Here is a 12,943-nt window from a genome sequence, read left to right as displayed (position 1 = left end):
GATGACAATTCAAATTACTGACATTGTCCCAATCATTGCGTTCTGGTTAATTTTTACCAGATTGCTGGCCATTAATTTTCAACTACCTATTTATGATAACTTACCAATCCCAATGATTGTTAAGATCTTATCGACACTAGTCATGAGCTTTTGCTTCTACCCATATATCCAAGGAGAAGTAATCAAAGACATCATGTATGTAGGCAAGGACCAGTTCTGGGCGCTAACTATTATTTACACACTTATTGGATTGGTAATCGGATATTTGGTAAAATCAATTATGGGTATCTTCCTGTCAGCAGGTAGTATTATTACCCAGCAAATTGGATTTGCGGCCATTCGCTACTTCGATCCATCTTCGGGTCAGCAAGTAGGTCCTTTCGAAAGGCTAATACAATGGACTGTTCTCGTTATGGTTGTTTCTTCAGGTGCTTTACTACCAATGTTTAAAGGGATTTTTGAATCTTTTTATACAATTCATATTTATGATTTTGGTGTATTTGCGAAGTCACACATCTTCTATATCGAAGCATTCAAATCAATTTTTATTGCTGCAATTATGCTGGCAACACCATTAATTTTTACAAATATGCTCATCAGTACGGTTCTAGGAATTATTGCTCGTACTGTTCCACAAATGAATATCATTATGGTTAGCTTTGTCGTCAATATTGGACTAGGTCTACTAGTATTTACGGCAACAAGCGATGAGTTCTTTCAAGTAGCATTTAGAATGTATACTGAAAGACTTGGCGAGTGGTTTAACTTTATACTTTAAAGGGGTAAGTCGTGGCCGAAGATACAGATCAGGAAAAAACGGAAGATCCTTCCCAGCATCGAATTGACGAGTCGAGAAGAAAGGGTGAGGTCGCATCCTCAAAAGAACTAACAAGTGTGTTAGTGCTGGCCGCCTGTATCATGACATTAGGTCTTTCACTTCTTTTTATATATCAAGAAATGGAAGAGTTCATTAGATGGATTATGCATCTTGATCCAGCAACGGCATTTACAGAAAAATCGCTTAAGACCATTGCAAATAAAACGGCTACAACAGCTCTTATTTGTGCAGCACCTGTTTGTATTGTTTCACTATGTGCTGGTATTATTGCAAACGTTGCTCAAATTGGTTTCATCTATGCGCCAGAAGTTCTTGAGTTTAAACCTGAAAGAATTGATCCAATCAAGGGAACTAAGAATTTGTTTTCAATGAAGGCAGTTGTTGAGGCAATTAAAGGTGTCTTCAAATTCATAATCGTTCTTGGAATTGTTTACTTATATATGAAAGACGATATTGCTCAATTTGTAGGATTTCTACATGTTGATTTCTTTCAGGCTTTTGTTATTGGTAAAGATATTCTAATTAAATTAGGTTTCTCAATTCTTGCAGGACTTGTTGTTGTTGCTGTAGGGGACTTTGCTTATCAAAAATATGCTCATAAGAAAAAACTTATGATGACAAAAGAAGAAGCCAAGCGTGAGTCTAAAGAGCAAGACGGTTCTCCGGAAGTTAAACAAAGAATTCGCCAAATCCAAAGAGAACAAGCGCAAAAAAGAATGCTTGCCGATATTCAAACAGCAGATGTTATTGTGACAAACCCAACTCACATTTCGATTGTTATCAAATATGATCAAGAGACTATGATCGCTCCAGGAATTGTTGGAAAGGGTGCTGATCACTTGGCCTTAAGAATTAGAGAAATTGCTAAAGAACATAATATTCCAATCGTAGAAAATGTTCCTTTAGCAAGAGCACTATATAAGTCAGTTAAAGTAGGGGAAGGAGTCCCTCGTACCTTATATAAAGCAGTAGCTGAAGTTTTAGCATTTGTTTATAAACTTAAGAAAAAGCAAAAAGCTATAAGTTAATTAGAATTTAGGAATATATCATGGATGATATCTTTAAAAGATTAAAAGTTTTAACAGAGAATTCAGATCTCGCGGTAGCAATAGGTATTCTAGCAGTTCTTGCTGTTATGATTATTCCTGTTCCTCCAGTCGTTCTTGATTTACTTTTAGCAATTACTTTATCATTCTCAATTATTATTTTATTAGTTTCTGTTTATACTAAGAAACCTCTAGATTTTTCTACTTTCCCAGCAGTTCTTCTTGTAACAACTCTTTTTAGACTTTCATTAAACGTTGCTTCAACTCGTAACATTCTTCTTCGCTCAGGAAGTGAGGGAACAAGTGCTGCCGGTGAAATTATTAGAAGCTTCGGTGAATTCGTTGTTGAAGGTAACTTTGTTGTTGGGATTATCGTTTTTATCATTCTTGTTATTATTAACTTCATGGTAATCACTAAAGGTGCTGGAAGGGTTGCTGAAGTTGGTGCGCGTTTCACTTTAGATGCGATGCCTGGTAAGCAGATGGCCATCGATGCTGACTTAAATGCTGGTCTAATTAACGATGAGGATGCAAAAAGAAGACGTGCTGAAGTTGCTGAAGAAGCTGACTTTTACGGGTCGATGGATGGTGCTTCTAAATTCGTACGAGGGGATGCCATTGCTGGTATTCTAATTACTGCTATTAATGTTATCGGTGGTATTATTGTTGGTGTTGGCCAATATAATATGAACTTTAGCCAAGCAGCTGAAACATACACTCTACTTACTGTCGGGGATGGTCTTGTTTCTCAAATTCCTGCTCTAATTATTTCAACTGCAGCCGGTATTATTGCTACAAGAAATACAAGTGAAGATAATCTTGGTGCTCAAATGAGTAAGCAATTTAAGCTTCACCCGAAAGCAGTTCTAATCGCAGGTTGTGTTCTTTTAATTTTTGCTATGATTCCAGGACTTCCAAAATTACCTTTTATCACAGTTGGACTGGCGCTACTTTATGTTTCAAATAAAATGGAAAATCAAATTACTCAAGAGAAGCTTGCTGCTGAGACAGTTGTCGAAGATGAGAAGAAATCGACACCAGAATCACTTGAAGATCTACTTAATCTTGAACTTGTTGAACTTGAAGTTGGTTATGGACTAGTAAATCTTGTCGATTCATCTCAAAATGGTGATCTTCTTGAGCGTATTACTTATATGAGAAAACAATTTGCACTAGATTGGGGTGTAATTATCCCTTCTGTACGAATTAAGGACAATCTTGAGCTTGCTCCAGGTGGATATTCTCTAAAAATTAAAGGTGTTGAAGTTGCTCAAGGTGAACTTGTACCTGACCACTACCTTGCAATGGATCCAGGAAGTGTTATTGAACCAATTGATGGAATTGAAACAATTGAGCCAGTATTTGGTCTACCTGCTGTGTGGATTACTGAAGATCAGAAAGATGATGCTGGATTCAATGGTTATACTGTAGTGGATCTGTCAACTGTTCTGGCAACTCACTTAACTGAGATCCTGAGAACAAATCTACATGAATTATTTGGTCGTCAAGAACTTGTACGAGTTATGGATAATTTCAAAGAACACTATCCAAAAATTGTTTCTGATCTTGTTCCTGAGATTCTACCTCTTGGTGCCGTATTAAAGGTTTTACAGAATCTTTTAAGGGAAAATGTTTCCATCAGAGATCTTCGTACGATATTAGAATCGCTTTCTGAGCATGGGGTTAGAATTAAGGATACAGATCTTCTGACTGAAAATGTCAGACAATCGTTATACCGCACTATCACTGAGTCTATAAAGTCTGCCAATGGTGATTTGCCGATATTTACGTTAGATCGTAAAATAGAAGAACAGGTTGCTGGCAATCTCATACAAACAGAAAATGGTCAACAAGTTTCTTTAGACCCAAGAATTACCCAATCGATTTTGGCCAGTTTAAATGAGAAAATAGAGGAGGCCACAAACATGGGAGAAAAGATGGTTGTTCTTTGCTCACCAGTTATTCGTGGACACTTTAAGAAATTGACAGAAAAATTCATACCAAACTTGATTGTAGTAAGTCATAATGAATTAAGTCCGGATGTGAATATTAGGTCACTTGGAACGGTGAGGTTATAGGATGTACGTAAGAAAATTTGAAGCAGATTCTTTAGATGAGGCGTTAGCGAATATTAAGGCCGAACTGGGACCTGATGCAATTATTCTTAAAACGCAGACTAATAAAGGGATCAAAGGTGCTTTCAAAAAGAAAAAAATTGAAATTACTGCTGCGATCTCTGAAAAGAACTACACTAAGAAAGCTAAGGTTGATAACGTACTAACATCTGATCAAAAAAATTCTTTTTATAAAAACAATTCATCTTATATCGCAAATATGATTAATTCACATGACCAAAATACTAGTTCTCAAGCACAATCAAATTCAATCAATGGATATGGTAATTTAGGTCTTAATAGAAAGGTGAGTGCTGTTGAAGAGAACTCTTCACAATCAAATTCAGGTTTAGATGATTTCTTAAACTCAATTGATAGAGAAGAAGTAAAAAAAGCTGCCGCAAATACTGAATCTGAATATTTTAATGATTTCTTAAATGGAGATTTCTCTTTAGAAGAGGAAATTCAGGAAGAAGAAGTTATTGAAAGACCTCAAGTTCAAGCAAGGCCAATTCAGTCTCAACAACTACATGAGTCTCGTGTAAGTAATGATGAGGTTAGTGACTTAATTGAAAATCAAAGAAATAAAATCGATGATCTAGAAAAGAAAATTTTCGAATTAACACAAAGTGTGCAGGGGATGACTAAGCCTCAAGCTCTTGGTGTAAAAGAGATGGTAACAATTTTTAGAAGTTTAGATATCGAAGAAAGATATATTCAAAAAGTTGTTCGTAAAGCAAACTTTGAATTATCAGATGAAGAGAAAGAAAATCCAGATACTGTTTTTGAATTTGCTCTTAAAGAAATGATGGGAGAAGTGAGAACTGCGCTACCTCTATTTTCTTCTGTTGATAATGAGCAGTCTAAAACGGTTACAGTACTTATTTCAGATGCTTCTTGTGGGCAAAGCTCAATGTTAACAAAGCTTTCAGCTCTTAAGCAAGATTCGGTGATTATCAGAAATAAAGCAAATACAGGATTTAAAGATAATACTTCTTTCTCTGAAAAGTTCTTTAATGTTGAATCAAATATCTGTGAATCAATTTCTGAAATCGTTGCACAAACAAGAAAATCAATAGAAACAAAGAAAAATGTTTTTATCGACTACAAGGCGACAAATCAAGAAATCAATGAAATCAAGAAGTTCGTGGATGGTCTAAGACGCTCATTTGAAAATGTGGAAGTTTTAATCTGTCTATCGGGAATCAATACAGAGTTGTATAATAGAAAGGTGCTAAATCGTTATGCAAATATTGCAAATGGTTTAGTGGTAACACACTTAGATCAGTGCTTAAATTATGGATCACTCTTTAATCTGGCCATTGACTTTAGTTCGTTACCTTACAAGTTTTTTGGAACGGGTGAGATTGTTCCTGATGACCTAGAAGCTGCTACTGCCGAAAGGATTTTGGCCGGTATTTTTAAACTGTAGCTTTTTTTGTTATTAGATTAAATTTTTAAGTTTTGTTTAGGAGACAGGATGTCCAGAAACGATCTTTCAACATGGTTGTTGTCGCACCGTAGTGACGATAACTGCGAATTGAATGTTAAAAGCCCTCTTAATTACCTTAATGAAGAATGTGAAATTATTGCAGTTGGTTCAGGTAAAGGCGGTGTAGGTAAGACTACAACTGCTTTAATGATCGCAAATGAATTAAGTGCAAAAGGAAAGAAAGTTCTTTTAATCGATTGTGATTATAATCTTTCAAACACGGCCGTAAAATTAGGTCTTCCTTTGAACGATAACTTCTACTCACTTCTTTCTCTTGAAAAATCATTTGATGAGTGTCTATACAAACTTGGAAATATTCATCTACTAAGTGGTTGTAATGGAAACAGTGATCTGTTTGATACTAGTTTTGAGCACGATAAATTCATTATTGATATTATCGCTGCCCATAGAAGTGAATATGATCATGTAATCCTTGATTGCCCGGCTGGAGTGAACAAGGAGACGATCAATCTACAAGCTTATGCTGATTATCGTTTTATGGTTGTTAATCCTGACCGTTCATCTATCACTGATACTTATGCATTAATTAAAATCCTAAACCAAAAATACCAAATTAAAAATAATCACCTAATTGTAAATAGAGTTGACTCAAATCAACAGTATAGAAAAGTAGTGAAGTCACTAGTGGATACTGTTGCAAGCTTTATGCAAGCAAACTTAAGAGTATTGGGTGGTGTAAAGAATTTAGAAATCCCATCTGACAAATTTGATCACGCTCTTTTGAAAACGGAAAAGAATTCCCTTTCGAAATATTACACTAACATCATTAATAAATTTACCGACGAGGACAGTACTAGTCGAGTCGCGCCTGTATTACTGAAGGGATTCAGTCATTCAGGTAGTAACCCACAGCAACTAGCTTAATCAAGGAGTGAGAGAGATGTCATCGTTGGCCAGAAAATTAAAGAATTTAAAAGACTATAGATCAACTGTAGATCCAAAAGTAAAAGATGAAATCGTAGTGGAATACGCTCCACTTATTAAGTATATTGCACAAAAAATTGCCTCACGCCTACCATCAAATATTGAGCTAGATGATCTAATCTCATGTGGTGTTATTGGTCTTATGGATGCGATCGAAAAATTTGATCCTTCACGTGATAATAAATTTAAAACTTATGCTGAATTTAGAATTAGAGGAGCTATCTTAGATGAGCTTCGTTCTCAAGACTGGGTACCACGTTCAGTAAGAGAAAAGGCTAAGCTAATTGACCGCGCATATTCTAAACTTGAATCAGAGCTTGGACGTCCAGCTACTGATGATGAAATGTGTAAAGAGCTTGAGTGTTCTAAAGAAGAATTTCACTCAATGCTTAATAAAGCAAAATCTGTTTCTATCCTAAATATTGATGACTCTGCTACGTTTAATCGTAATGATAAGCGTGCAATGGCAGGTCTTAATGAAGACAGTAAGGCAATGAATCCATTTACTGCTGTTTCAAATAAAAACTTCAGAGATAAAATTAAAGAGGGAATCGAGCAGCTTCCTGAAAAACAAAGACTTGTTCTTTCACTTTACTACTATGAAGATTTAAACCTTAAGGAAATTGGTCAGGTACTAGATGTTACTGAATCACGTGTTTCTCAACTTCATACTCAAGCAGTAATGAAGCTTAAAGCTAAGCTACAAACGATGTTTGAAGGTTATGAAGAACTAGTAAGCTAATCACAATTTTATTCTAAAAAAACATACTTATTTACTCAGGCCCTTTTCATTAAAGGGCCTTTGTTTGCCTATAAAATAAATTAATTAACCCTTTAAAATTCACTCAAAAAATTGCATAATGGATGTAGAAATTTCTTACGTTCACAGGATGTGAAGGACCGTTAACATATGGAAGTGATTTTCCCATTCCGACATTTAGGAGACCTATAATGAAGCTTCGTTTCAGTAAGCCGTTGTTTATCTATTTCTCTGTTTCTCTTGTTCTAACGACAGCTCTTGTTTCATTTGGAGTTTGGTCCTTTTGGAAGAATGGCCCGGCCAACTTTGACCGAATGACGATGGTATATGAATCGACATCTAAATTTGATGAAGTTAAAAATTCAAATACACTTCAAGATATAAAAGAATTGGTAAGAGTTGATCGTTCAAAAGAGGCGACTTCAGAGTTTGATCAATTTGAAAATTCAATTAAAAGTTTAAATGAAATCGTAACTATTGCTGAATATGAAACACTAAGTGGTAACTTAAGTGAACTAAGAAAGAAACTTGATGATATTACGACTTCTGCAAATAAATCGACACTGATTAATGTTTTAAGAACAAAGATGATTGGCTTCCAAAATTTTGTTGTACATAATCAGTGGAGAACACTAACAAGAGTTTCAAATAAAATTAAAACTAAAATTTCTGTAGGTACGACAAAAAGCTCCAACTTTTATAGTTATGGAAATTTAAAGCGTTTACACGAATCAATCGTTGCAGATGTAGACTATATGGAAAAGGTTACAATGAAGTCTGTTCTTTCTGATGAAGATAAGAACTTAATTGTTGTTCGCCTTGGAACACTTAGAACTGAATTAAATCTATTAGAAAAATCATTAAATACACTACGTGACTTCGATAGCATTTGGAAAACAACGAATGAAAGTTATCTTGCATGGAGTGAGAAGTTTGGGCCAAAGCTTACATATCAAAAAATTGAACTTAACCAAACTTCTAAAACAACTCTTTATGGATTAATTGCTATTGTTGGGATTCTTATTGCAATGTTTGCTGGTGGAATCTTTATGTACTTTTATTCTGAAAAAAGAGCGAAGAAATTATTAGAAATTACTTCTCTTGATTTAATTAAAGATGGTGTTATCCCAGTTAAAGCAAGTCTGAAAGGTGATTGGACACATCCATTTAAAGAAGAAATTGAAAAATATCGCGGTTATATTCACAAGAGAATGAGTTTTGGATCGATCTTTCAAGATGCTATGCCATTTTCATCTCTACTTCTGGATTCAAATCTAAATGCTGTTTGGGCAAATTCGCTATTCTATGAGCACTGGAGTATCGATAGCGCTAAAAAAGATATGAGTATCACATGGGATTACCTAAGTACTTTTACAAATCTTGGTGAGAATGATCCTGTTATTAGTGCAGTAAGAGATGGTATTGCTGGAATTTATCAAATTCAGGTAAAAACAGAAAACTCTAGCGAAGCTGCACCTTTTGAAATGTACGTTTCACCTGTTGAATATGCTGATCAAAAAAGAATTATGGTTATTTTCTATCCATTGAGAAGTTTAGAGGAAACTCTATCAAATCAAATGAAGTCGGTAGTGTCTCCAGTTTGGAAGTCTCTAGATGCTCTAGTTGAAGATAAGTTTAATGGAGAACTAAGAGAAAAATTACAGCAAGACTTCTCTGCTGCTGGAATTGATAACGTTTATGAGAAATTCACAAAAGTTAACGATCACTTCTTAATGCAAAAAGCTTCATTTTTAAAAGAGATTGAACTTTTAGAAAATAATCTTTTTGAACAATATAAAATTATTGATGATGTAAGAATTATTTTTGAAGGTCAAAAAGATCTTCAAAAAGATGCGATCAATAAATTCAAAATTGCTAAAGACAAAATCGTATCTGTAGTTGAGATGAGAGCAAAGTTTGAGGAAATGAATCGTTATATGATTGAGATGACGAATCGTTTATTTGATGAGGAAATAGAATTAGCAACTCGCTCAAGTGAGATTGTAGAGATTATTAATGAGAATAAAGCAGCATATGCAGGACTTGTGAGATCTCGTGATCAATTTAAATCTCTTAAGTCACAAGTTGAATTATTTAGAGCAAGAAGTTCTCAAATTATCGATCAAATTCAACGTGGGGTTGCAAGTGAAACAACTGTTGGAAAGTTTGCAGGAGAACTAAGAGAGTTCAATTCAACTCTTGGAAGTTTCTCTAAAGTATCGACTCAGCTTGATGTTGGTCTTTCTAAAGTACAAATCATTATGGACAGTAAAGAAGTTCCAGATGTTGGAGTTATAAAAGATACGTTTAAGGCAATCAGAAATGAGATTAATGAAGTTGCAACTCAAACGCAGCACCTTTCACGTTTTGCTCAAGAAGAAGATGAGCAATTAATTTCTTCACTTCGTGGGCTTTATGGAAGTTTTCAGAATCTTCGCACTCAAAACGGCGAGATTGAACACACTGTCGCTGACAATAATCCAATTATTTAGAAATAAAAAAGGCTCCGTAGGGAGCCTTTTTTAATGCATATCAAAGTGATCAAGAAACATATTTAAATTCAAATCTTCAGGTTTTCCTGAGTTATCGATGACTGTGTCAGCAAGTTTTGCTTTTTCTTCAATATCGATTTGTTTTGCTAGAATTTTACAGGCCAAGTCTTTTTCAATTCCGTCACGGGCCATAAGGCGCTCTACCTGCTTTGCTCTTGGGCAATAAACAACGGCCTTATGATCAATAAAAGAATCAAGATTCTTCTCATATAGGAGAGGCACGTCGTAAATGACAACTTTTGGTGAACCAAGATCTTTGAATGCTTTTAAGAAAGCTTCTGGAAGTTGGCGATAAATTAAACTTTCAATATCATTTTGAATTTGAATATCTTGAAAAAAGTACTCACGAAGAAGTTTGAAATTGATTGAATTGTCTTCTTCTACAACACGTGAATAGTACTTCTTCAAATGATCGATTGATTCTTTTGTTTTATAAACTTCTTTTACAAGAGCATCAGCATCGATAATAGGGAATCCTTTATCACGTAGTATTTTTGACACCGTCGATTTTCCGGTAGAAATACCTCCTGTTAGTCCAACAACTGGACAAGGCATTTGGTATAGACGTTTATCTTTCTTCAAAGTGATAAATTCTTTTTTAAGTTTAATTGGTGATGCTTTCATAATTAGTTACTTTTTTCTTTTTCTTTTACGCGAGACCAAAGGGTTTCAAGTTCGTCCTGAGAGCTTTCACGAATAACAATGCCTTCTTCTTTAGCAATGTCTTCAAGTTGATTGAATCTTCTTTTAAATTTTAAGTTTGCTTCTCGCAGTGTGATCTCTGGATCAAGATCGAGATGTCTTGCAAGCTGTGCAACTGAAAATAAAAGATCTCCCATTTCTTCTTGAACTCTTTCTTTATTAAGCTCACGTCCTGGAGTGATTTCTTCTTTTAGCTCCTGCCACTCCTCTTCGACTTTATACATTACTTGTGTGTAATCTTCCCAGTCAAAGTTTATTTTATTTGTTTTCTTTCCAATTTTTGCAGCACTTGTAAGGGCCGGAAAAGAGAGAAGTTCATTACAAATTTCATATTTTTTAAGGCTTTCTTCGTTTGCTTTTTCAGCTTTCTTTATTTCTTCCCAGCGTTGTTTAATTTCGGCAACGTCTTTTGCCTTATTATCTGTAAAAACATGAGGGTGTCGTCTTACCATTTTATCTGCGATTGTTTTGGCCACAGAGTTGAGATCAAATTTTGATTTCTCACTTGCTAACTGAGAGTGAAGGACTACTTGTAAAAGAACATCACCTAATTCATCTTCCATCTTACGATAGTCACCGTCTTCCACTGCATGCATGAACTCATAAGATTCTTCCATCAAATATTTTAGAAGTGACTTGTGAGTCTGCTCTAGATCCCATGGACAACCGTCTTTAGGATCTCTTAACTTTGCAACAACTTCTCTTAATCTTTCCATTTCGCTTAGTGACATAACTTCGCCTTGGTAATATAATCTATGTAACCTAAGACAGAATAATACACCCTTAAAAAGAGATTGGAAATAATGGCCCATAGCGCAACTATTCAAGTAAACAAATCAAGACTTATTGTTAACTTAGCTGACAATTCTAGAGCTGATTGGGGACTTAAGGCCTGCGAAAATATGTTAAAGGATTCGCTTATTGTCTTAAGTAATTTCCTTTATTCAAAGAACACTTGTTTAGACAAGAAAGTTCACGAGGAGATTGAAGTTGATCTTCACTTTTGTGGCGACTCTCGTATGAAACAGATCAATCGCGAACATCGCGGTAAAGATAAAACAACAGATGTTCTTTCGTTTCCAATGTATGAAAGTCTTCGTCCAGACAGTACGGATTTCGTTCTTCCTGGTCCAGTAATGCTTGGGGATATCATTATTAGTCGAAATGTTGCCGCAAAACAGGCTCGCGAATTTGATATCGAGTTAGAGCAAGAAGTTATTCACTTATTTTGTCACGGACTTCTTCATTTGTTAGGATATGACCATGAAATCTCACAAGAGGAAGAAGAAATTATGGAAGCTCTTGAAAAAGAGATTCTAATGAAAATTAAAAAATCTAGGCAAAAAAAATAGGAATTAAAAATGGAAGAAAGTATTCGCATTGCCCTTGGTGAAAAAAAATCACTAATGGTAAGTTATGATGAGAAGCTTGCAAGTCTAAGGAGGTCACTTTGATGTTGACCAAAAGTCAGCACGCATAGGTGAAATTCAAGATATGGAGGCCATGCCTGGCTTCTGGGACGACAATCAAAATGCTGCCAAAGTACAAAAGGAAAAAAACCTTTTAGAAGATGTCGTTAATACTTATACAAAATTAAAAGATCTATATGATGAATTTGAAATTTTAAATGAATACGCTGCTGAAGGTGATGAAGAATCTGCTACAGGTGCGATTGAGATTTCAGATGAATTCGTCGAAGCTTTCAATAAAGCGGAATTAAAAGTTCTACTCTCTGATGATGCTGACCCAAATAATGCGATTGTTAGTATAAATGCTGGTGCCGGTGGTACCGAATCTTGCGATTGGGCAAGTATGCTATTTAGAATGGTAAAGAGATGGGCCGAACATAAAAAGTTTAAGGTTCAACTTCTTGATGTTCAAGATGGTGATAGTGCAGGGATCAAATCAGCAACGATGTTAATTGAAGGCAATTACGCTTACGGAAATCTTAAATCTGAAACAGGCGTGCATCGTCTTGTGCGTATTTCACCATTTGATTCAGCTAATCGTAGACATACTTCTTTTGCTTCAATTTTTGTTTCACCAGAAGTCGATGACGATATTGAAATTGAAGTTTTAGATAAAGATATTCGTATTGATGTTTACCGCTCTGGTGGTGCTGGTGGACAGTCAGTAAATACAACTGATTCGGCCGTTAGAATTACACACTTTCCAACTGGTCTTGTTGTAACTTGTCAAAATGAAAGGTCACAGCTGCAAAATAAAATTCAGGCCATGAAAGTTCTTAAGTCTCGTTTATATGAGTTAGAGCTTGAAAAGCAAAGAGCAGCGGCCGCTGAAGAAGAAGCTAATAAGAAAGAGATTGGATGGGGGGCACAGATTCGCTCTTACGTTCTACATCCTTATAAAATGGTTAAAGATCACAGAACTAACTATGAATCATCACAAGCTGAAAAAGTTTTAGATGGTGATATCGATGGTTTTATGGATGCATATTTAAGATGGTCAGTTGATGGGATGAAGGAAGAGTAAT

At 35.2% G+C, this 12,943-nt stretch carries 11 protein-coding genes; 9 read left to right on the top strand and 2 right to left on the bottom strand.

The window, feature by feature from the left end; all coding sequences use genetic code 11:
* The first annotated feature begins 1 nt into the window (after position 1).
* The 7 genes from ACMAYX_RS09545 to ACMAYX_RS09515 all read left to right on the top strand — a co-directional run bounded on the left by ACMAYX_RS09545 (position 2) and on the right by ACMAYX_RS09515 (position 9,687).
* On the top strand, positions 2–778 hold the full coding sequence (locus ACMAYX_RS09545) for a flagellar biosynthetic protein FliR (RefSeq protein ID WP_103217782.1): 777 nt from the start codon (positions 2–4) through the stop codon (positions 776–778).
* Positions 779–789: 11 nt separating this feature from the next.
* A complete protein-coding gene (gene flhB / locus ACMAYX_RS09540) occupies positions 790–1,866 on the top strand; it encodes a flagellar biosynthesis protein FlhB (RefSeq protein WP_103217783.1) in 1,077 nt (358 codons plus the stop codon).
* Between the two features lie 20 nt (positions 1,867–1,886).
* Positions 1,887–3,962 carry a flagellar biosynthesis protein FlhA gene (gene flhA / locus ACMAYX_RS09535; RefSeq protein ID WP_103217784.1) on the top strand — a complete coding sequence of 692 codons (2,076 nt, stop codon included), beginning with the start codon at positions 1,887–1,889 and terminating at the stop codon, positions 3,960–3,962.
* Position 3,963: 1 nt separating this feature from the next.
* A complete protein-coding gene (locus tag ACMAYX_RS09530; protein ID WP_103217785.1) occupies positions 3,964–5,430 on the top strand; it encodes a hypothetical protein in 1,467 nt (488 codons plus the stop codon).
* A 48-nt stretch (positions 5,431–5,478) separates the two neighbouring features.
* The gene (locus ACMAYX_RS09525) at positions 5,479–6,375 is read left to right on the top strand and encodes a MinD/ParA family protein (protein WP_103217786.1); all 897 of its coding nucleotides are present in this window, start codon (positions 5,479–5,481) and stop codon (positions 6,373–6,375) included.
* Positions 6,376–6,391: 16 nt separating this feature from the next.
* Entirely contained in the window at positions 6,392–7,177 is a 786-nt protein-coding gene (locus ACMAYX_RS09520; RefSeq protein WP_103217787.1) for a FliA/WhiG family RNA polymerase sigma factor, read from the top strand.
* Between the two features lie 209 nt (positions 7,178–7,386).
* Positions 7,387–9,687 carry a hypothetical protein gene (locus ACMAYX_RS09515; protein WP_103217788.1) on the top strand — a complete coding sequence of 767 codons (2,301 nt, stop codon included), beginning with the start codon at positions 7,387–7,389 and terminating at the stop codon, positions 9,685–9,687.
* Positions 9,688–9,717: 30 nt separating this feature from the next.
* On the opposite strand, the gene coaE is transcribed toward ACMAYX_RS09515, so the two are convergent.
* Together coaE and mazG are read right to left on the bottom strand one after the other, a co-directional pair.
* Positions 9,718–10,371, bottom strand: coding sequence for a dephospho-CoA kinase (coaE, locus tag ACMAYX_RS09510; protein WP_103217789.1), 654 nt, complete (start codon positions 10,369–10,371; stop codon positions 9,718–9,720).
* A 2-nt stretch (positions 10,372–10,373) separates the two neighbouring features.
* Entirely contained in the window at positions 10,374–11,180 is an 807-nt protein-coding gene (gene mazG, locus ACMAYX_RS09505; RefSeq protein WP_158246854.1) for a nucleoside triphosphate pyrophosphohydrolase, read from the bottom strand.
* Positions 11,181–11,252: 72 nt separating this feature from the next.
* Between mazG and ybeY the strand changes: the two genes are divergently transcribed.
* Complete coding sequence (ybeY, locus tag ACMAYX_RS09500; RefSeq protein WP_392993419.1) at positions 11,253–11,801, top strand: rRNA maturation RNase YbeY; 549 nt, start codon at positions 11,253–11,255, stop codon at positions 11,799–11,801.
* A gap of 27 nt (positions 11,802–11,828) precedes the next feature.
* Positions 11,829–12,942, top strand: a protein-coding gene (prfB, locus tag ACMAYX_RS09495; RefSeq protein WP_392993663.1) for a peptide chain release factor 2 whose coding sequence is annotated in 2 segments (ribosomal slippage) — positions 11,829–11,900 and positions 11,902–12,942 — 1,113 coding nt in all. Because the reading frame shifts where the segments join, the coding sequence is not laid out codon by codon here.
* Position 12,943 lies beyond the last annotated feature (1 nt).

It is taken from the genome of Halobacteriovorax sp. RT-2-3 (assembly GCF_047085075.1).
Lineage (GTDB): Bacteria > Bdellovibrionota > Bacteriovoracia > Bacteriovoracales > Bacteriovoracaceae > Halobacteriovorax_A.
The sequence above is the reverse complement of the archived record's forward strand: the minus strand, read 5'-3'. Positions and strand labels throughout refer to the sequence as shown.

Bases quoted from the DNA above. Each gene is read 5' to 3' on its own strand.
- ACMAYX_RS09545 (WP_103217782.1), top strand. From the start codon at position 2: ATGACAATTCAAATTACTGACATTGTCCCAATCATTGCGTTCTGGTTA.
- flhA (WP_103217784.1), top strand. From the start codon at position 1,887: ATGGATGATATCTTTAAAAGATTAAAAGTTTTAACAGAGAATTCAGAT.
- ACMAYX_RS09530 (WP_103217785.1), top strand. From the start codon at position 3,964: ATGTACGTAAGAAAATTTGAAGCAGATTCTTTAGATGAGGCGTTAGCG.
- ACMAYX_RS09525 (WP_103217786.1), top strand. From the start codon at position 5,479: ATGTCCAGAAACGATCTTTCAACATGGTTGTTGTCGCACCGTAGTGAC.
- ACMAYX_RS09520 (WP_103217787.1), top strand. From the start codon at position 6,392: ATGTCATCGTTGGCCAGAAAATTAAAGAATTTAAAAGACTATAGATCA.
- ACMAYX_RS09515 (WP_103217788.1), top strand. From the start codon at position 7,387: ATGAAGCTTCGTTTCAGTAAGCCGTTGTTTATCTATTTCTCTGTTTCT.
- coaE (WP_103217789.1), bottom strand. From the start codon at position 10,371: ATGAAAGCATCACCAATTAAACTTAAAAAAGAATTTATCACTTTGAAG.
- mazG (WP_158246854.1), bottom strand. From the start codon at position 11,180: ATGTCACTAAGCGAAATGGAAAGATTAAGAGAAGTTGTTGCAAAGTTA.
- ybeY (WP_392993419.1), top strand. From the start codon at position 11,253: ATGGCCCATAGCGCAACTATTCAAGTAAACAAATCAAGACTTATTGTT.